Genomic DNA, 19430 nt, shown 5'->3' on the forward strand with positions numbered 1-19430 from the left:
TCTTCGTGTGTCTATTCGGGTGCCGGAATCAGTTGTGAATCACGTATCGATCACAGGTCCGACTGCAGCTCCGCCACGGCCTTCTGGATGATCTCGACGGCCTCGGCCATCCTGTCCGCGTGGGTGCGGAAGGACAGCACGCAGATCCGGAGGAAGAAGGAGCCCCGGATCATGGTGCTGGACAGGTGGATCCGCCCGGACTCGTTGATCTTCTCCAGCAGGGCCTGGTTGGCCGCGTCGGCGTCGCCGCTCGGTGGGACGTAGCGGAAGGCCACGATGCTGAGCTTCGGCGACCAGGGCACCTCGATCCCGGGAACGGCCTTGAGCTCGTCGTAGGCGTACCGGGCCAGATCGAGCTTCTCGTCCAGAGCGGTGCGGAAGGCCGCCAGGCCGTGCAGCTTGATGGGCAGCCACAACCGCAGACCGCGGAAGTCGCGGCTCAGCTCGGCCGAGTACTCCGAGAGGTTCGGGATCTCCGACTCCTCCGCGACGTCCTGCAGGTACGCGGCGTCGAAGTGGTGGGCCTCGCGAAGGCGCCTGCCGTCGCGGACCAGCAGAGCACCGGTGCCGTAGGGCAGGAAGAAGCCCTTGTGCGGGTCGAGGGTGACGGAGTCGGCCAGCTCGATGCCGCGCATGGCCGTACGGCCGCGCTCGGTGAGCAGGAAGGCGCCGCCGTACGCGCCGTCCACGTGCAGCCACAGCTCGTGCCGGCGGCAGATCTCGGCGATGTCGGGAAGCGGGTCGACCTCGCCGGTGTTGATGGTGCCCGCGCTGGCCACCACGCAGAACGGCCGGAGCCCGGCCGCCCTGTCCTCGGCGACCATGCGGTCGAGGGCGGCGGTGTCCATGGTCAGAGCGTCGGTGGTCGGCACCGTCCGGACGGCGCGCCGCGGCAGACCCGCCAGCATGGCGGACTTGAGCGCGGCGTGGTGCGTCTCCTCGGTCACGTACAGCACCGCGCCGGTGAGGTCCTCGCCCAGTTTGCTGGCACGCGCGGTGACCAGGCCGGAGAACACCGATGTCGTGCCGCCCGAGGTCAGCACCCCGCGGGCCGACTCCGGATACCCGACCATGTCGGCCAGCCAGCGGACCGCGGTCGTCTCGATCTGGGCGTACATCGGCACCGCGGACCACAGCGCCACGTACTTGTTCGTCGCCGCCGCCAGAAACGCGGCGACGGCCGAGGCGTACAGCCCGCTGCCCGGGACGTAGCCGAACATGCCCGGCCCGCTGTTGTTGTACGACTTCTGAGCGCCGAGCCGTACGACGTCGAGCACGGCCTCCATCGTCGTGCCGTCTTCGGGAGCGGGTTCCCGGAGGCCGGCCGCGGCTTCGAGCGCCCCCTCCAGGTCGTTCCCCGCCTCGGGGATGTCGCTGATGAACTCGGCGGCGAGCTCGACCGCGGCGGCGCCCATGGCGCGCATCTGCCGACCGTCGGGCTCGAGGGGGTAGTCATCCGGCATGCGCCGAGCCTAAGTCGGCACCCGGCCGTTTTCTTACGCCCGATTGCTCACCGTCCTCCGGCTCCGCCGGCGGCAGGGGCGCCTCCCTGAAAGCGCCCCCGTGTGAGACGGTCCATGGAGACGAGAGATGCGAGCCAAGGGCTCGCGAAGGGTCTTGATGCTTCGGCACATGCCAGGACCGTACGACATTCGTGCTCTGGCCGGGGGGCGTCCGGGCCGTCATAATCCTGGGAACAGATTTCTGCCCACGGCGGGAGGTGTCGATGGACTCCTCGGACGGCCGGGTCCTGATCCTCATCGTGGTCGCGACGGTGGTGTTCTTCATCGGACGGCGCTACCAGCGGACGGTGGACGCCTGGGGAGGGCGGGGCAAGGCGATCAAGGCCGCCGCGGACGCGAAGGCGCATCAGCGGTCCTCTCCGCTCAGCATGAGGCGCTCGGTCTCCGCCAGATAGCGGACCGCCGCCGTGTGGGCCTCCCCGGCCTCTCCGGCGCAGACCGCCTCGACCAGCGGGGTGAGCCTGCCCGCAGCCCGCCCGGGGTCGCGGAACGGGGCGATCAGGAGCTGCCGCACCGGCAGATAGGCGTTGAGGAGTGAGTTGACCAGGAAGCCGTAGACGCGGTTGCCCGAGGCGGCGGCCAGGACCCGGTGGATCTCGCACTCCGCGAGCTGCGCGTCGTCGGCCGTCTGCGCGGCGGCCACCGCCTCGTGCAGCGCCCGCAGGTCGGCGCAGTGCCCGGCACCCCGCCGTTCGGCGGCGCGGGCGTAGACCAGGGCGCCGATCTCGCGCCGCGCCTGGAAGGTCTCCTCCAGCCATCCCGGACCGTCCGCGACGACGAGCATGGGCAGCAGCTCCGGGCCTCCGGAGCTCAGATAGTCGAGGACTCTGGTGCCTACGCCGTGCTTGGTCTCGACCAGCCCGAGCTGGGCGAGGCGGGAGAGGGCGTGCTTGAGGCTGGTGCGCGTCACGCCGTACTCCGCAGCGAGCTCCCGCTCCGAGGGCAGGTAGGCGCCGGGCGGATAGCGCCCGCTCAGCACGCCGTCGCGCAGGCGCGCGACGAGCGCGTCTACGAGAGTGTCCCGGACGATCACCACGAGAGCCTCCAGGGCTGGATCAGTGGCTCATCCACTGAGCCATCAAGATCTTTTCATTATCCAATGAGCTGGGTCAATACCGTCTTTATGGTGAATTGGAACGCAATAAATGAGATGTTGCAGGTTGACGTTTTCTGTAGATCTGGGCAGGCTCGGCCGCCATGAGAAGCAGATCATCAGGTCGTCGCGTACCGGTCCTGCTCGCCGTCCTGCCCCTGGCCGCCGCGCCCGTGCTGGCGGCGTCGCCCGCCGCGGGGACGCACCGTACGGCTCCCGCCCCCGGCTCGCTGGGCGGATGCCCCAACCTGCCCGCCGACAACGTCTGGCACTCCGACGTCTCCCGGCTGCCCGCGCATCCCTCCAGCCGGGCCTACGTCTCGAGCATCGGCGCGTCCAAGAAGGTCAAGGCCGACTTCGGCTCCGGCCTGTGGGAGGGGGCGCCCATCGGCATCCCCGTCACCTACGTCAGGACGGGCCAGGCCAAGGTGCCCGTCTCGTTCGAGTACCGCTCCGAGAGCGACCCCGGGCCCTACCCCGTGCCGCGCGGCGCCGCCATCGAGGGCGGCCCTTCCAGTGACGGCGACCGTCACGTGCTGGTCGTCGATACCGGCGCGTGCAAGCTGTATGAGCTGTACTCCGCCTATCCCTCCGGCAAGGGCTGGAAGGCCGGGTCCGGAGCGGTGTTCGATCTGAGGTCCAACAAGCTGCGCCCGGCGGGATGGACCTCCGCCGACGCGGCGGGACTGCCGGTCGCCCCCGGCCTGGTGCGCTACGAGGAGGTGGCGGCCGGGCGGATCGACCACGCCATCCGCGTCACCGTGCCGCGCAGCCAGCGCAAGTACCTCTGGCCCGCCCGCCACTTCGCCTCGAACTCCGGCGACGCCGCGCTGCCCCCCATGGGCCTGCGCCTGCGCCTGAAGGCCGGGGTGAACACCGGCGCATTGCCGCCCCAGGCCCGGGTGATCGCCGAGGCGATGAAGAAGCACGGCCTCATCGTGGCCGACAACGGCTCCGCCTGGTACATCAGCGGGACGCCCGACAGCCGCTGGGACAACGACCAGCTCCGCAGGCTGGGCACCCTGCGCGGCTCGGACTTCGAGGCGGTGGACACCGGCTCGCTGATGGTCGCCCCCGATTCCGGCGCCGCCCGCCGCTGACCCCGGCGACTCCCCGTGGCCGGCCCCGGAGAGGCGGAGCGCGGTCTCACCCCCGCGGTCTCAGTCCCGCGGTCTCAGTCCCCCGGAGGCAGGCCGAACAGGCGGGCCGCGTTGTCGTGGCAGACCGCGCGCAGCCAGTCGTCGCCCAGGCCGAGGCTCTCCAGCCCGCGCAGGGCCTCCAGGTAGGGGTGGGGGATGTTCGGGAAGTCGGTGCCGAACAGGATCCGGTCTCCCAGGTCCGCCAGGCGGGGCAGGTGCTCGCGGGGGAAGGGCGACAGGGCCTCGCTGAAGGCGGTGAAGGCCATCGTGGTGTCCAGGAGTACGCCGGGATGGCGGTCGGCGAGGTCCATGAAGTCGCCGTACTCCGGCATCCCCATGTGCGCCACGATCAGGCGAAGACACGGGTGCCTGGCCAGCACCCCGGCGATGGGACCGGGCCCGGTGTGCCTGCCGGGGACCGGCGCGGAGCCGCAGTGGGCCACCACGGGGACGCCCGCCTCGGCCAGCAGCCCCCACACCCCGTCGAGCAGCTCGTCGCCCGGGTGGTAGCCGCCGACCTGCAGGTGGGCCTTGAACACGCGGGCCCCGCCCTCGACGGCGCGGGTGACGTAGTCCACCGCGTCGGGCTCGGGGAAGAACGTCGCGGTGTGCAGGCAGTCCGGCGTCCGGGAGGCGAAGTCGGCCGACCAGGAGTTCAGCCAGGCGGCCATCGCGGGCTTGTGCGGATAGAGCATGGAGGTGAACCGGCGCACGCCGAAACCGCGCAGCGTCTCCACCCGCTGCCGCTCCTCGGTGCGGTAGGTGATGGGCCACGACCTGCCGGTCAGCGGCCCGACGGAGTCGAAGTAGGCCCAGACCTTGACCATCACCCGCTCGGGCATGAAGTGGGTGTGCACGTCGACCAGCCCCGGCAGCCCGAGACCCCGCCAGAAGCCGGTCACCTGCTCGCTCTCCGGGCCGCCCGCCGTACCGGGCGGGGATCCGTCAGCCGTGCCGATGCGTCGTCCGGCCGGGGATCCGTCCGCCATCGCCGGTCACCTCCGTGCCGTCCTGGTACGTCCCGCCTGAGCGGTCCCTCCGCAGGACGATCCCACACCCCGCCGCGGGGCCGCCTCACGGGTGCACGCGGGCGAGCAGGTAGACCTCGCCGTCGCGCCAGAGCAGCCGGTCGCCCGCGGCCCACGCCTCGGCGGGCAGGAGGGTGCTTGTGCCCGTACGCGGGTCGTGGACCAGGGATTCGGCGAGGTCCAGGTCCTGGTGGTGCAGGGAGTGGACCACCAGCCGCGTCCCCGCGGTGAGCCGGGCCGTGAAGAGGGGGTCGTTCCGGTGCGGCAGGCCGAGGGCGACCGGGCGCCGCTCGCCGGTCCGGAGATCGACGATGTGCAGGGCCGTGCGGTCGGCGAAGGCGAGGGTGCCGGGAGCGGCGGCGAAGACCTCGGCGGAGGCCGGGACGTCCCTGATCGCGGTGCTCTCGCCGGTGCGCGCGTCCACCCGGGTCAGGCCGTCGCCGTCGCGGACGAACGCGTGGGGCTGGGAGAAGGCGACCAGGGACCCGCGTACCGGCAGCGGTACGGCGCGCTCCGCGCATCCCCGGGAGACCGCCGGGCGGCGCCCCCGCGCCTCCCAGGCGATCAGGTCTCGGTCGGCGAAGAAGAGCTCCCGGCCGGTCCAGCCGGGCAGCGTGCGCACCGGCCCCGCCCCCCGGGGGTCCAGGCACCGCAGATGTTCTCCCGCCGGCCACAGACGGCCCGTCCCTCCGGCGGCCATCCTCCACATATAGGCGGGGTCCCCGGCGTCGCGCACCAGCAGCCGGGCCGTCCGCCCGTCCGGCGGGACCTGCCACACGCTGCCGCGCGGCCGGCCCGGCCCTCCGGTCTCGGGAGGATCGGCCTGGCCCAGAACGGTGCCGTCCGGACCGAGAGCCATGACGCGCAGCAGGGAGTCGCCTGGCAGCCGGCGTGCGATCACGGTGACCCGCGCGCGGTCGACCAGCCCTCCGAGTCCGGCCGGGACCGGCGCCGTACTCACCGCGGAGGCCGCCGGGGGAGTGCGGGCGGTCTCTCCCGGCGGGGCCGCCGTCCCCGAGGTGCAGGAGGCGACCACGGCGATGGCGGCCGTTCCGGCGGCCACGCGGCCGGTCGCCGGGTGTGCGTTCCCTCGCCGTCCGGATCCGTTCATGGCAGCCCTCCCGGCAGACGCCCTTCTGTGAGACGGTCCATGAGGACGAGAGGTTCGGACCCGCCGGGGAATCCGCTGCCGCCGGTTCCCGGGATCGGTCGCGGCGACGGCCGGCGCACTCCGGTGACCGTACGGAGACCAGGAGGTGGAGGATGTCCCCACCGCGTCACTACGACGACCTTTGGGCGCTGTTCGTCAACTGCACCCTGAAAAGGAGCCCCGATCGCAGCCACACCCAGGGGCTGATCGATCTCAGCGCGCACATCATGGAGAAACAGGGTGTGCGGGTGGAACAGCTCAGGGCGGTCGACCACGACATCGCCACCGGCGTGTGGCCGGACATGACCGAGCACGGCTGGGAGAGCGACGCCTGGCCGTCGATCTACGGCAAGGTGATGGCCGCCGACATCCTGGTGCTCGCCGGGCCCATCTGGCTGGGCGACAACAGCTCGGTCGCCAAGCGGGTCGTCGAGCGGCTGTACGCCTGTTCCAGCCTCCTCAACGAGGCGGGGCAGTACGCCTACTACGGCAGGGTGGGCGGCTGCCTGATCACCGGCAACGAGGACGGGATCAAGCACTGCGCGATGAACCTGCTCTACAGCCTCCAGCACCTCGGCTTCGTGATCCCTCCGCAGGCCGACGCCGGCTGGATCGGCGAGGCGGGACCGGGGCCGTCCTACCTGGATCCCGGATCGGGCGGTCCGGGCAACGACTTCACCAACCGCAACACCACGTTCATGACCTGGAACCTGCTGCACCTGGCGCGCATGCTCAAGGACGCGGGCGGGATCCCCGCGCACGGCAACCAGCGTTCCGAATGGGACGCCGGTTGCCGTTTCGACTACGAGAACCCCGAGCACCGCTAGCCGTTGGTGATCAGCAGCAGTGACTTGCCCACCGTGGCCCGCGCGGCCAGGGCACGGTGGGCGTCGGCGGCCCGCTCCAGCGGGTAGGCGGCGCCGATCACCGGGCGCAGGCGTCCCTGCGCGGCCCGCTCCAGGGCCAGGCCCAGCAGGTCGCGTACGGTCTCCTCGTCCGGCGGGCCGTCCATCAGCGGGGTGAGCACCCGCACACCGCGGCGGGCGGTCAGCTCGGGGTCGGGGGCGGCGAAGCCGTCGGCGGTGCCGTAGGTGACGAACCGGCCGCCGTCGGCCACCGCGCCCACGGCGGCCGTGCCGAGCGCGCCGCCCGCGCCGTCGTAGACCAGGGCGACGCCGCCGCCGGTCGCCTCGCGCACGCGCTCGACCCAGTCCGGCCGCGTGTAGTCGACGGTGACCTCCGCGCCCAGCTCGCGGGCCAGCGTCAGCTTGGCGTCGCTGGAGGCGGCGGCCACCACCCGGGCGCCGGCGTCGACGGCCAGCTGCACCAGCAGCGACCCCGCCCCGCCGGCCGCCGCCGAGACCAGCACCCACTCGCCCTTCTCCGGCGCGCCCAGCCGGTCCATGCTGAGCGCGGTCACGCCGTCGTGCACCAGCGCCGCCGCCGCGTCGGTGTCCAGCCCGTCGGGCACCGGCATGATCTCCCCGACGCCGGCGACGACCCGTTCGGCGTAGCCGGTGGAGGTCCGTACGGTCACGCGCCTGCCGGTCCACGCCGGGTCCACCCCCTCGCCGGTCTCCAGCACCACGCCCGCCCCGCCGCCGCCCGGCACGTACGGCGGCTGCCGGGGGAAGAAGTCCTGGCCCCAGCCGCCGCGCAGCAGGGTGTCGAGGAAGATGACGTCCGCCGCGGCCATGCCGACGACGACCTGACCGGGACCGGGCACCGGGTCGGGCAGCTCCACCGGGGACAGCACCTCGGGACCGCCGAACGAGGCCACCTGGATCGCGCGCATGAGAAGCACCTTTCATGGGGGACAGCGTCCCGGCCAGTCTTCAACCTCAAGGTTGGTTGAGGTCAACCGGGCGCCGAGCCCCCGTCGACGGACGGCCCGGCCGTCAGGTCCGCCGGGTCCGCCGGGCCGGCCGGTTCGAGCAGACGCAGCAGGTCCAGCCAGCCGGTGAAGGGCTGGGCCGTGCCGGCGCCCTGGGGGGTCAGCCGGCCGTACACGTCCCCGTCGGATGTGTAGTGAAGGTCGAGGATGAACCGCACGACGCCTCCGTGGTGCGTCTCAGGTGATCAGTCGGTGGAAAGCGTCGTCATACGCGGGGTCGAGGTAGTAGTCGATGTGGCCGAAGATCCGCGGGGGCGTCTCCGGACCGTCCCGCGGGCGGCGCGGGGGAGCCGGCCGTTCCGCGCCGGGGGCGGCCGGGTCCCAGAGAGGTTCGTCCACTCCGCCGGAGGGTGCCCAGGGGTGGCTGAAGGCGAAGACCGGGCCTCCGACGGGATCGGAGCTCCGGTGGAGGTTGGACCACAGGCAGGGGCGCTCCCCGGAGCCCGGCCACGAGGGTACGGCGAACAGCTCCTTGACGGCCTGGAGCGTCCCGAACCCGAAGTAGGCGGGGAAGTACCGCGCGTAGAGCCTGCGCAGCGGCGAGCCGTGGGTCAGCAGGCGCGTGTGCCGCCGGTCCCCGGGATCCAGTTGCAGGACGAGGGCCGCCGCGATCACGCTGCCCTGGCTGTGGCCGGAGACCACGACGGTGCGCCGCTCGTCCCGCACGAGCGTCCTGACCCTGTCCATCAGGTCCGGGATGACCCGCTCGGCGTAGCACGGCGGGGCGAGCGGGTGCGTGGCGCGGGGCCAGAACGTGGTGATGTCCCACAGCACGCCGACCGTCGAGCGCAGCGCCGGATGCTCGTACGCCCGCCAGCCGACGACGATCAGCCCCACCGCCACGCCCGCCGTGATCACGATGCCCAGCACCACGGCCGGGCCCGTCGGCACGCCGCCGGGACGTACGGTGAGCAGGATCACGCCGGCCGCGACCGAGGCGGCCGCGACCGTCGCGATCACCGCCGCGACCCGGCCGGTCCGGTCCGTCAGCCCGGCCGTCGCCCAGTTCCCGCTCACGTATTCGGCGTGGTCGGGATACCTCCGGCGGACCTCGGGGAGCAGTCGCGCCCGCTCCCGCCGCCAATCCGCCAGCAGCCACAGGGACAGCAGCACGACCGTCAGGACGGCCGTGAGCGTGGCCAGCGTCGTCCACCAGTAGGGACCGGGCAGGACGATCCCGCCCGCCGAGTCGCCGGCGAAGGACGGCGTGCCCACGATCCGCGCCACGGTGAAGGCCAGCCCGATGGCGAAGACCGCCGCGAGGGTCCAGGCCATCAGTAGTGCCACCGGGGCGGCCAGGCCTCGCAGGGCCCGGGGATAGAGCGTGCCGGCCTCCGGGGGGTCGCCCGGGCCCAGGGCCAGGACGAGGGTTCCCGTCGTCACGGCCGCCAGCACGGCGGCCTGCAGCCAGAAGAGCGTCTCCAGGACGCCGTGGAAACCGGGCAGGGCCCGGCTCCCGAGCGAGATCTCCCGGCCTCCGGCGAACATCCCGGCGGCGAAGGCGGTGCCGTACAGGACCAGGGCGAGCGAGCGCAGGCCCGCGCAGATCTTCCCCAGCAGCGACGACCAGGCCGGCTCCCGCCCCGGCCGTGGCCGGGAGGCCGCGTGGGGCAGGGCCACCAGCACCGCCGACACGGCGAGCACCGCCAGCGCGGCCGGGTACAGCGCGCCGTACGGCTGCGCCGGCGTGAACGGCAGGGTCAGGAACAGGGCGATCAGCGCGAAGCCGAAGGCGACGTGGAGCGAGCGGAGGCGGCCCACCGGGGCGCCGCCGTTCCACATCCGGCGGTCGGCCGGCAGGACGTCCGCGACCGGGGGCTCCGGCCGGTTCCCGTCCACCGTCCGCATGTCGTAGCGGGCCCAGGAGACGCTGCCGAGCCACCAGATGAGGCCCAGCAGCAGCGCGGGCGGCAGGGAGGCCAGGGTCAGCCGCCGCACGGCGTCGTCCGCGACCGCCGTGCCCGGCCAGCCGAGGAGGGTGGAGTCCTGCCCGGGTCCGGACGCCTGCCAGCCGACGACGTCCATCGAGGTCCCGGCCAGGGCCGCGATCAGGGTTCCCGTCAGCGACAGCGCGAACAGCCGGTGCCCGGCGCCGACGGTCCGCCGCAGCCCCGCCAGGTGTTCGAGGCCGCCGGCCGTCCGCCGCGGCGTCATGTAGAACGCGATGTTGGCCAGGGCGAAGGGGAGCAGCAGCAGCCAGAACGCCCGCGACCGGGAGCCGGAGGTGAGGTCGCCCCACACGTAGGCCTCGCGCTGCCAGGCGATGTCGGGACCGCGCTCGGCGGGCCGGTAGATGCCCACCGCGTCACGCGCCCTGTCACCGAGGAACTCCACCTGGTCGGCACAGCCGGGGTACAGGACGGACCCGGGCGTGGCCCCGGCCACACCGTGGATTCGCAGCTCCGTGACCCGCGCGCGGGTCGGGGCGCAACCACCGGGCGGTTCTTCGACGGGCATTCCTGTTCACCTGCGCGACCGAGCGAATCGGGCCACTACGGGGGAAGATACGCACCCGCCGTCGCGCACGCCCCGGTGGCCGCCCTAGGGAATTCCCTAGGGCGGCGCGGTGAGGGGCCGCAGGGCCGCTCAGCCCGCGTAGGCCGGGTGGCCGAAGCCGACGATGGTGCCCATGCTCCGCTTGCGGGTCATGACCTTGTCGCTGGTGTTGCCCTCGACCGTGGTGACGGTGCCGTCGGCGTTGACGGCGGTGACCATCCCGACGTGGTCGATGGCGGAGATGCTCTTGGAGCCGCCCCAGTCGAAGAAGACGATGTCACCGGGGTGCGGGGTGCGGCTGAAGCGGTTGTTCTTCTCGAACCACGCGGCGTGCGAGGGGGTGTAGGCGAAGATGCCCATCTGGTCCTGCAGGCCGTGCTGGACGGCCACCCACGCCAGGAACATGTCGCACCAGGGGGCGGAGGCGAAGCCCTGTCCCTGCTGGCCGGTGTACTTCTCGTACCACTTGCCGTAGACGGTCGTGCCGTCCGCGGCCTCGCCCTCGCCGACCTTGCTGAGCGCGGTGGCGATGACGCCCTGCACGGTGCCGACACCGGTGGCGGTGCCCTGGACCTGCGTCTGAGGCTGCGTCTGGGTCTGGGTGGCCGCCGACAGGAACTGGTCGACCGCGGGGATGCCGGTGCCCTGGGACGGATTCAGCCCGGCGGTGCCCGTGTCCTGGGCGGAGCCGGGTGACGGGATCTCCGCGGCCGTGTCCTGGCCCGGCAGCTCGGGCTCGGTGATGGACGACTCCGAGGTGGAGATCCGGTTCTCGAAGCTCTGGATGTCGCCCTCGATCTCGGCGATCCTGGCGCGCATCTGCTCGAAGGGGATCTGGCTCGACTGACCGTTGTCGATCCCGGGGATGTCGGCGGTGACGGCAGCCTCCGCGGGCAGGGCGGCGAAGCCGAAGGTACCGGCGACGATCAGACCGGTGGTCAGGCTTCCGCGGTACCAGGTGCGCGACAGAACGGACAAGGACACGTCTCCTTCCGGCTGCCCGCGGGGAAGGAGAGGCCCCGTGACACGCCAAAAGGGGAGGCCTCAGCCAGGCCGGTGTCACCGGCCGGGGTCGGGCGCGCACCCGCGGGCAGAGCGGTCCGCGCCCATCCTGCTGTCGGCCGACCATTCGGCGGGCGCGGGCCGCCGCTGAGGCGATGTTCGGGTGCAGATGGGTTGCAAACATGTGTCGCGCGGGGGGAGGGACGGGCGAGCAAAGCCGGCGGGTCCGGTCACGCCGCGTCCGGAGGCACCGGCGCGGTCAGGTCACGCCGCCGGGGTCACGCCGCCGGGGTCACGCCACCGGGCGGCGGCGCAGTCACGTCACCGGGCGGCGGCGCAGTCACGTCACCGGGCGGCGGCGCGGTCACGTCACCGGGCGGCGGCGCGGTCACGTCACCGAGGTCAGCTTCGCGGCCAGCGCGGTCCGGGAGGAGACGCCGAGCTTGGCGTAGACGTTCCCGAGGTGGTACTCGACCGTTTTGACGCTCAGCACCAGCTCACCGGCCACCTGCCGGTTCGTCATGCCGCGGACGACCAGCCGGGTGACGGCGTCCTCCTGGGGGGTCAGTCCGAAGGGGTCGCCGCCCTGCCGGTCGGCGGCCGGGTGGCCGCACGCGGCCAGCTCCTGGTCGCAGCGGGCCAGGTAGGGCGAGGCGCCGAGCCGTACCAGGAGGTCACGGGCGGAGCGGAGCTGTTCGGCGGCCGCGGAACGACGGCCCGTCCGGCGCAGGAAGGCGCCGAAGTGGAGGTGGAGGCGGGCCTGCAGGAACGGCGAGCCGCACAGGGACGCCTCGTCCAGGCCCTCGTGGAAGGCCCGCTCCGCCGGTTCTGGCTCGTGCCGGAAGGCGTGCAGGTTGCCCCGGGCGCGGGCGAGGGCGGCCAGCACGGAGTGGCGCTCGCGCTCGGCGGCGAGCTTGCAGGCGCGGTCGAGCACGACCTGCGCCTGCTCCGTCCTGCCCAGCGCGATGAGCGCGTCGACCAGGAGGTCGTGCCAGGGGACGACGCCCGGCTCGTGCACGATGTCGTGCGTCCCCAGATCGAGGAGCGGTTCGAGGGCGGCGACGGTGCCGGCGTGGTCGCCGCCGGCGGCCGACAGCTGGGCGCGCGCGTGGGCGGTGTGGACCTGCGAGGCCAGGTTCCCGCCGTGGGCCATCCGCTCCTCGGCCGCGCGGATGTGGGCCGTGGCGCGCTCCCGCTCGCCCCGGGCGGCGGGGACGAGGGCGGCCAGGGCGTGGCAGATGGGCGCCACCCAGACCTGCTCGGCGTCGTCGGCCAGGGAGGCGGCGATCTCGGTGTGGATGAGGGCGTCGTCCCACTGCCCGGTGCGGTGCTCGGCCTGGCCGAGCATGGCCGTGGCCAGGATCCGGAACGGGACGGACCGGTCGCGGCAGGCGACGAGGATGCCGTGGAGGTCGGCCACCGCTCCGGGCAGGTCGTCGCAGCAGGTGCGCAGCAGCCCGCGGCCGAGCAGGGCGTCGAGCTCGTGCTGGGACGAGGCCAGGGCGGGGTCGGCGAGATCGCGGACCAGCGCCAGCCCCTCGGCGGTCCGGCCGGAGATGCACAGGCCGGTCAGGCGGGTGTACATGGTGAAGTCCGTGACGCCCTGCCCGGGACCCAGCCGGACGGCCCGGTCCGCCCACATGACGGCCTCCTCGCCCCGGCCGCGCAGCACCGACAGCAGCGCCATCTGCTGCGCGGTGCGCCTGGCGAGGTCCGGCGCGCCGGTGGGCTCCAGCTCCGCCCACGCGCTGGCCAGCAGGGAGTGGCCCTCGCCGGTGTGGCCGGTGACGATCGCCAGGTGGCCGCCCGCGCAGGCGCGCACCGCCGGTTCGGTGTCGGCGGGCAGCTCGTCGATCAGCCGCCTGGCCTCCTCGATCCGCCCGTCGAGCAGCAGCACGCTCACCGCCTCGGCCATGAACCGGCCGCGGGCCGCCGGGCTGCTGCTCAGATGCGCGGCGTCGAGCAGGTGGTCTGCGGCGCCGGCCCAGTGTCCGGCCGAGGCCTGGGCCCGCGCGTGCTCGGCCAGCTCGGCGGCCAGCGGGGGATCGGGCCGGTCGGCGGCGCGGACGCGGTGCCGCAGGCGGTGGAAGCCGTCCTCCGTGAGGTCCGCGACGCGCCGGTGCAGTCCCACCCGCCTGGCCGGTCCCAGGTTCTGGTAGACGGAGGCGCGGACGAGGGGATGGGGAAAGGAGATTATCAGCCTTCCGGCGTCGTGCCGTTCGGTGAGCAGCCCCAGCGTGACCGCCTCCTCGAGGGGGTCCAGCGGGTCGGCGAGACCGGCGAGGGCGGCGGCCGTGTGGCTGGGGCAGGACATGCCAAGGACGCTGGCGGCCTCGACCAGCTGCCGGGTCCGCGGGCCGCACCGGGCGAGCTGGCCGAGGACGAGCAGCGCGTAGGACCGGGGCGCCGGCAGCGGGGCGTCGGTGTTGTCCAGCAGGTCGCCCGGCACCTCCTCCAGCAGCGCCCGGGCGTGCAGGGGGTTGCCGCCGGTGTGCTCGCGCAGCCGTTCGAGCGCCTGCGGGCGCAGGGGCGCCAGGCCCAGCAGGTCGCCCAGGCGGCGCAGCTCGCCCGCGTCGAGCCCGCCGAGACTGAGCCGCAGCGCGGCCGGACCGGCCAGCACGCGCCGCAGACCCTCGGGGAGACGGGGGTCGCCGCCGTCCCTGGTCACCATGATCGCGAGCACCCGGTCCAGGCGCAGCCGCCTGAAGACGAACGTGAGCGCCTGCAACGACGGCCGGTCGGCCCAGTGCGCGTCGTCGACGATCAGGACGACGGGTCCGGTGTCCTGGAGCTGGCCCAGATGGTCCAGGAGGGCGGACCCGGCCGCGAGCGGCTCGACGTCGCCGGCGGGCGTGGCCGTCAGCTGGTCCAGCACGCCGTACGGCAGCGCCGCCTCCCCCTCGTCCCCGCTGGCCTGCAGCACCCGCGTCCCCGGCGCGGCGCCGAGGAAGACACGGATCAGCGCGGTCTTCCCGATCCCCGCGGGACCGTCGAGGAGCACGACGTGGGGCTCCCCCCGTCGTGCCTGCTCCAGGGCCTCGTCCAGCGCGGCCAGCTCACGTTCGCGGCCGACGAAGAACGGCTCCGGTCCACCAGGCATGGGGCCACCTCTGAGGGTCCGGTAGCAGTGAATCCACGTTGACCGGCGAGGCGACGGCGGTCAAGTCAGGATGTCCTTCTCGGCGGCGGGGGCCGGCGGGGGAGGGCGGAAGGGCACGTGCCGATCGGCAGGGCGGTCCGGGGCGTCACCCATGACCTCCGGCTCCGGGCCGGCTCCGGGTGTGGCCGTCCGGCACTCCCGGGAGCACATCCGCGATTTCTAGGGTCGGAGCGTCTTCCCCACCCTGTCACGGACAAGGAGTGTCACCGGATGTTCCCATCATGGATCTCGCGCTTCGGCGCGGCCTGCGGGGTCGTGCTCGGGCTGTCCATCGGAGTCCCCGGGCTCATCGAGGCCTTCACCGGCGAGACCGCCCTGACGAGCCTCGTCATCGGTCTCGGAGCCGCCTTCGGCGCCCCCGCCCTGACGGCCTTCTACCTGCACCAGAGCGAGTCCGCCGGCCGGTTCGGCGCCGTGGCCTACGCCGTGAACCTCATCGGCCTGTGCCTGTTCTCCGGGGTGGCGTTCGCGCTGAACCTGGTGATCTTCTTCCTGGACGCGCCGGTCGTCGCCGGGCTGCTCGCCGGGCCCACCAGGTTCGCGCTGCTCACCGGTGTGGCGGTCTTCGCCGTCGGCACCGTACTGTTCGGGATCTCCATGGTCCGCGCGCGGGTGTTCCCGCGCCCGGCCGCGTGGATCTACATGCTCTCGCTCGTGGCCCTGACCGCGCTGGCGCAGCTGCCCGACACCCCGCTCACCAGCGCCGTCCACGTGGTCGCGTGCGGGGTGCTGGTCTGGATGTCGGCCTCGGTGTGGTCGGCGGGCGCGGCCGGTACGGCGGGCGCGGTCCGGTCGGGCGTCCCGGGGGCCGGCGGGCTGCGCGCCGGCCGGCCGTAGGCTTACGGCGTGTCCTCCACGCGGCTCGTGCCCTGGGTGTCCCCCGTGCTCTACGGCACCGTACTGGCCGCCGGCCTGTACGCCGGCCTGACGGGGCTGGGCGCGACCCGCATCGCGCAGTTCGCCGGCGGCCTGGCCGCCCTGCTCGCCGTCGACATGGTCGAGCGCCGGCGCTATCCACAGGGCACCCCGCCCCTGCCGGCGGCCGCGCTGCTGGGCGCGCGGGTGCTCCTGTTCATGGTCGTCGCCGCGGCCGACGGCTCGGGGCTGTCGCGGGTGCTGTTCGTCCTGGTGCCGTTCACCGCCTACTTCGCCTTCGGCCGCACGGCCGCCGTCGTGCTCGCCGTCGCCTGCGCGGGGCTGGTCGTGATCGGATACGAGCTGGGCACCCCCCGCTGGTACACCGACCTCGAACAGGTCTCCGACCTGCTGATGCTCTGCGTCGGCCTGGTCCTGGCCGTCGCGATGGCGGCCACCGCGGCCGAGGAGCGGCGGGGGAGGGCGCGCCTGGAGGAGTCCCACCGGCGGCTGGCCGCCTCCTCGGCCCGGATCGCCGAGCTGTCGGCCGCCGCCGAACGCAACCGGCTCGCCCGCGACATCCACGACGACCTGGGCCACCACCTGACGGCGATCGTCGTGCTGCTGGAGAAGGCCACGGCCTTCCGCGAGCGTGACCCCGCGCTCGCCCAGCGCGCGATCGACGACGCGCACGGTTCGGCCAGGCGGGCGCTGGACGGCGTGCGGCAGTCGGTCCGCGCGCTGCGCACCGAGACCGCGCCGTTCCGCCTGTCGGCCGCGCTCGCCGGTCTGGTGGACGGCCAGGCCGACGACGGGAGGGTGACGGTCACGCTGGAGTTCACCGGCGACGAGAGCGGATACGACGAGCCGACGCTCGTGGCGCTCTACCGCGCCGCGCAGGAGGGCATCACCAACGCCCGGCGGCACGCGGACCCCACCACGATCGCGGTCGCCGTCGCCCTCGACGAGTCCGGCGCGCGGCTGACGGTCGCCGACGACGGCAGCGGCCTGCCACCCGGCGTCCTGCCCGGCGAGCCCGGCCCCGGCCTGCCGCCCGGCGGTCGCGGCCCGTCACGCGGGAACGGATCCGGCCCGCCGTCCGGGCGTCGCGGTGAGGCGCCGTCCGTGGGCGAGGGTGGCCCGTCGTCCGGGCACGGCGGTTTCGGCCTGCTCGGCATGCGGGAGCGGGCGGAGCTGGCGGGCGGCAGGCTCGACCTCGACAGCGAGCCGGGCGCCGGTACCCGGCTGACGGTCACCATCCCCCGGGGAGGCCGGTCGTGAGCGGCGACGAGGTGGTGAGCGTCCTGGTCGTCGACGACCAGGGGCTCATCCGGGAGAGCATCGCCTCCCTGCTGGGCATCCAGCCCGGGATCACCGTCGTGGGGACCGCCGCCGACGGACGGGAGGCCGTCGAGAAGGCGGTGGAGCTGGAGCCGGACGTCGTCCTCATGGACGTCCGCATGCCCGGGATGGACGGGGTCCGGGCCGTCGCCGAGCTGCGGCGCCGCGCCCCGGCCTGCCGCGCGGTCATGCTGACCACGTTCGACGACGAGGAGTACGTCGTCCAGGCGCTGCACGCGGGCGCGACCGGCTATCTGCTCAAGGACCTGCCGGCGCGCGAGCTGGCCGCGGCCGTACGGCTCGCGCACGCCGGAGTCGTGCAGTTCGACCCGGCGGCGGCCGCGCGCCTGGCCGCCGCGCTCACCCGGCCCCCGGCCGCGGGCGACCCGGTGGCGGCCCGTCCCTCGGCACACGGCCCCGCGCCCGCGGAGCCCGGGCCCGCCGGGTACGGGGCCGCGGGGCACGGTGCCGCCGCTCCGGCCGGTGACGGGGTCGATCCGGCACTGACCGCCCGCGAGATAGAGGTCCTGCGCCTGGTGGCCCGCGGCTCGACCAACCGGGAGATCGCCGGGCACCTCTATCTCAGCGAGGGGACGGTGAAGAACCACATCTCCCGGATCCTCGGCAGGCTCGGGCTGCGCGACCGCACCCAGGCGGCGATCTACGCCCGCGACCACGGGCTGCTGTGATCCGCTGAGCGAGGTTCCGCGTGCGGCCCAGCGCGCGGAGACGCTCAGTGCGGGGAGACCTCGTGCCCGCCGGGCAGATGGTCGAGTACGGCCTGCGCCACGTCCCGCTTGGACATGGCGGGCCGCTCGAAGCGCAGGTCGGCCACCTCGGCGAACGCCGCCGCCCGGCGTTCGCGCAGCTCGATCGCCAGGTCCAGGGGCTCCTTGCCGAACCGGGGCCGGTGCGGCTTGGCCGCGATCTTCTCGGCGACGAACGCGGGGGAGGCGTCCAGCCAGACGACCAGGGCCTGCTTCATCGCGGCGCGGCACTCGGGGTCGTCGAGCACACTGGCCGCCGCGGCGATCACCGGCGCGGGCCGCTCGGCCAGCGAGTCCAGCAGGTGCCGGGCCTCGCGCTCGTGGAGCACCGTGACACCCTCGGTCTCGGAGATCTCGGCGGCCGTCACGCCGTACCGCTCCTCGAGCCACTCGTCGCTGTCGCGCACCGGCCGGTCGAGGGCCTTGCCCAGCAGCCGCGACACGCTGGTCTTGCCCGCGCCCATCAGGCCGATCACCACGATCGGCCCGTCATCCGCCGGACCGGCCGGCGTCTCGTCCACCATGCCCGCCACCTCCTGTCATTCGGGAACAGAGCACCGGGCCCCTGCCCGCGCAGGACGCGTTCTATCGATCGGGCGCCCCGCTCCTGTACGGCGCCGTGCGCATGCTCCGGTTCACGGCCGGCGAGCGGTGACCCATCCGCGCCATGCGCTGGACGGCCTCATCCACGCCCCGGTGCGGCTGTCCGTCATGGCGCTGCTCGCGGCGGCCGAGACGGCCGAGTCCCGGTTCCTGAGAGACACGGTCGAGATCGGCGGCTCCCTGCTGTCCAGGCACATCGACACCCTGGAGAAGGCGGGCCACGTGCGGGTGGAGAAGGGCTTCGTCGGCAAACGCTCGCGGACGTGGCTGCCGCTGACCGACAGCGGGCGCGCGGCCTTCCAGGACTACACCTCCGCGCTCCGGCGGATCACGGGCGCGGACCTCGCGTCCGGGCGGGACCCGGGTCGGCCGCCCCCGCCGGGCGACCCGAGCCGGCCGCCCGCCACGCGTGCGTGACGGGCGGCGATCCGCGAGCCGTCCGGGGAACGACCTGCGATCCGCGAGCCGTCCGGGGAACGGCCTGCGATCCGCGAGCCGTACGGGAAGGACCTTCGATCTCCTACCGGTTCCCGCGCAGCCACGCCTCGAAGGTCAGCAGCCGCGGGTAGCGCTCACGGAGCGCGGCGATGTCGGCCCCGTACCCCTTCTCGTCGAACCAGGCGAACATGTTCGCCACCTCCCCGGCCACGGCCCGCAGTTCCCCGATCGGCTGCCGCTCGAAGCGGGTCGGAACGCCGTCGGCCCTGGTGAAGGCCTCGGCGATCTGCCGCACGGTCAGCTCGTCGCCGGCGATCTCGATCTTCCTGCCGACGGACTCGTGCGGCCTGCCGAAAGCGTCCGCGGCGATCCGGCCGATGTCGGCCAGCGCGATCATCTGCAGTGAGGTGCCGGGGTCCAGCGCGATCGAGGCGACCCGTTCGCCGTCGCGCGCCCGCGGCATCATGGACAGCCAGTTCTCCATGAAGAACACCGGCCGCAGCACCGTCGCGGGCACGCCGAGGCCGTCGATGTACGCCTCGATCTCCGCCTTGGTCTCGAAGTGCGCGACGCCGGACCCGCGCCCGACGGCGCCGACGGAGCTGTAGACCAGGTGCGCGACGCCCGCGGCTTCGGCCGCGTCGGCGACGTTCCTGCCCCGCCGCACCTCGACCTCGGGACGCGGGTCGGCCAGGTCGGCGGGCTGCACGCTGAAGACGCCGTGCGCGCCCCGCGCCGCCGCGCGCAGCGACCGCGGGTCGTCGAGGTCGCCGGCGACCGGTCGCGCGCCGAGCGCCCTGAGGTCCATGGCCCCCCGCCCGTACGGGTCGCGGACGAGGGCGCGCACCGCCCAGCCGCCGTCGAGCAGGCTGCGGGCGACGGCGCCGCCCTGGCCGCCGGTCGCGCCTGTGACCAGGATGGTCTTGGTGTCCGACACTGCG

18 protein-coding genes are annotated in these 19430 nt (G+C 73.8%); 7 read left to right on the forward strand and 11 right to left on the reverse strand.

The window, feature by feature from the left end:
• Positions 1-50: 50 nt before the first annotated feature.
• Complete coding sequence (locus tag Psi01_RS39045) at positions 51-1463, reverse strand: pyridoxal phosphate-dependent decarboxylase family protein (RefSeq protein WP_204069227.1); 1413 nt, start codon at positions 1461-1463, stop codon at positions 51-53.
• Between the two features lie 263 nt (positions 1464-1726).
• Between Psi01_RS39045 and Psi01_RS39050 the strand changes: the two genes are divergently transcribed.
• Positions 1727-1918 (forward strand): hypothetical protein, encoded by a 192-nt coding sequence (locus Psi01_RS39050; RefSeq protein WP_204069228.1) that lies wholly within the window; start codon positions 1727-1729, stop codon positions 1916-1918.
• Here the strand turns inward: Psi01_RS39050 and Psi01_RS39055 are convergent.
• A complete protein-coding gene (locus tag Psi01_RS39055; protein WP_204069229.1) occupies positions 1870-2559 on the reverse strand; it encodes a FadR/GntR family transcriptional regulator in 690 nt (229 codons plus the stop codon). The genes Psi01_RS39050 and Psi01_RS39055 overlap by 49 nt on opposite strands.
• Before the next feature lie 161 nt (positions 2560-2720).
• Here Psi01_RS39055 and Psi01_RS39060 point away from each other — a divergent pair, with 161 nt between their 5' ends.
• Positions 2721-3716 (forward strand): hypothetical protein, encoded by a 996-nt coding sequence (locus Psi01_RS39060; RefSeq protein WP_204069230.1) that lies wholly within the window; start codon positions 2721-2723, stop codon positions 3714-3716.
• A gap of 74 nt (positions 3717-3790) precedes the next feature.
• Here the strand turns inward: Psi01_RS39060 and Psi01_RS39065 are convergent, their stop codons facing one another.
• Both Psi01_RS39065 and Psi01_RS39070 read right to left on the reverse strand, forming a co-directional pair.
• A complete protein-coding gene (locus Psi01_RS39065; RefSeq protein WP_204069231.1) occupies positions 3791-4744 on the reverse strand; it encodes an amidohydrolase family protein in 954 nt (317 codons plus the stop codon).
• A gap of 85 nt (positions 4745-4829) precedes the next feature.
• Entirely contained in the window at positions 4830-5894 is a 1065-nt protein-coding gene (locus Psi01_RS39070) for a hypothetical protein (protein ID WP_204069232.1), read from the reverse strand.
• Between the two features lie 152 nt (positions 5895-6046).
• Between Psi01_RS39070 and Psi01_RS39075 the strand changes: the two genes are divergently transcribed.
• On the forward strand, positions 6047-6760 hold the full coding sequence (locus Psi01_RS39075) for a flavodoxin family protein (protein ID WP_204069233.1): 714 nt from the start codon (positions 6047-6049) through the stop codon (positions 6758-6760).
• On the opposite strand, the gene Psi01_RS39080 is transcribed toward Psi01_RS39075, so the two are convergent.
• The 5 genes from Psi01_RS39080 to Psi01_RS39100 all read right to left on the reverse strand — a co-directional run bounded on the left by Psi01_RS39080 (position 6757) and on the right by Psi01_RS39100 (position 14425).
• The gene (locus Psi01_RS39080; RefSeq protein ID WP_204069234.1) at positions 6757-7728 is read right to left on the reverse strand and encodes a zinc-binding dehydrogenase; all 972 of its coding nucleotides are present in this window, start codon (positions 7726-7728) and stop codon (positions 6757-6759) included. The genes Psi01_RS39075 and Psi01_RS39080 overlap by 4 nt on opposite strands.
• A gap of 62 nt (positions 7729-7790) precedes the next feature.
• The gene (locus Psi01_RS39085) at positions 7791-7985 is read right to left on the reverse strand and encodes a hypothetical protein (protein ID WP_204069235.1); all 195 of its coding nucleotides are present in this window, start codon (positions 7983-7985) and stop codon (positions 7791-7793) included.
• A gap of 19 nt (positions 7986-8004) precedes the next feature.
• A complete protein-coding gene (locus tag Psi01_RS39090) occupies positions 8005-10284 on the reverse strand; it encodes a hypothetical protein (protein ID WP_204069236.1) in 2280 nt (759 codons plus the stop codon).
• Positions 10285-10413: 129 nt separating this feature from the next.
• On the reverse strand, positions 10414-11301 hold the full coding sequence (locus tag Psi01_RS39095) for a CHAP domain-containing protein (RefSeq protein WP_204069237.1): 888 nt from the start codon (positions 11299-11301) through the stop codon (positions 10414-10416).
• A 412-nt stretch (positions 11302-11713) separates the two neighbouring features.
• Positions 11714-14425 carry a helix-turn-helix transcriptional regulator gene (locus Psi01_RS39100; protein ID WP_204069238.1) on the reverse strand — a complete coding sequence of 904 codons (2712 nt, stop codon included), beginning with the start codon at positions 14423-14425 and terminating at the stop codon, positions 11714-11716.
• 270 nt (positions 14426-14695) lie between these two features.
• Here Psi01_RS39100 and Psi01_RS39105 point away from each other — a divergent pair, with 270 nt between their 5' ends.
• Genes Psi01_RS39105 through Psi01_RS39115 form a run of 3 tightly spaced genes read left to right on the forward strand, consistent with a single transcriptional unit; the run spans position 14696 to position 17370 of the window.
• Entirely contained in the window at positions 14696-15322 is a 627-nt protein-coding gene (locus tag Psi01_RS39105) for a hypothetical protein (protein WP_204069239.1), read from the forward strand.
• 9 nt (positions 15323-15331) lie between these two features.
• Complete coding sequence (locus Psi01_RS39110; RefSeq protein WP_204069240.1) at positions 15332-16621, forward strand: sensor histidine kinase; 1290 nt, start codon at positions 15332-15334, stop codon at positions 16619-16621.
• The gene (locus tag Psi01_RS39115) at positions 16618-17370 is read left to right on the forward strand and encodes a response regulator (RefSeq protein ID WP_239128372.1); all 753 of its coding nucleotides are present in this window, start codon (positions 16618-16620) and stop codon (positions 17368-17370) included. Before Psi01_RS39110 ends, Psi01_RS39115 begins: the two co-directional genes overlap by 4 nt.
• A gap of 44 nt (positions 17371-17414) precedes the next feature.
• Here Psi01_RS39115 and Psi01_RS39120 read toward each other — a convergent pair whose 3' ends face one another.
• A complete protein-coding gene (locus Psi01_RS39120; RefSeq protein WP_204069241.1) occupies positions 17415-17972 on the reverse strand; it encodes a shikimate kinase in 558 nt (185 codons plus the stop codon).
• A 127-nt stretch (positions 17973-18099) separates the two neighbouring features.
• Between Psi01_RS39120 and Psi01_RS39125 the strand changes: the two genes are divergently transcribed.
• Positions 18100-18468, forward strand: a complete 369-nt coding sequence (locus tag Psi01_RS39125; protein ID WP_204069242.1) for a transcriptional regulator — start codon at positions 18100-18102, stop codon at positions 18466-18468.
• Positions 18469-18571: 103 nt separating this feature from the next.
• On the opposite strand, the gene Psi01_RS39130 is transcribed toward Psi01_RS39125, so the two are convergent.
• Positions 18572-19426 (reverse strand): NmrA/HSCARG family protein, encoded by an 855-nt coding sequence (locus tag Psi01_RS39130; RefSeq protein WP_239128373.1) that lies wholly within the window; start codon positions 19424-19426, stop codon positions 18572-18574.
• Positions 19427-19430 lie beyond the last annotated feature (4 nt).

The sequence above is a fragment of the Paraplanobispora siamensis genome (assembly GCF_016863175.1).
GTDB classification, from domain to species: Bacteria; Actinomycetota; Actinomycetes; order Streptosporangiales; family Streptosporangiaceae; genus Planobispora; species Planobispora siamensis.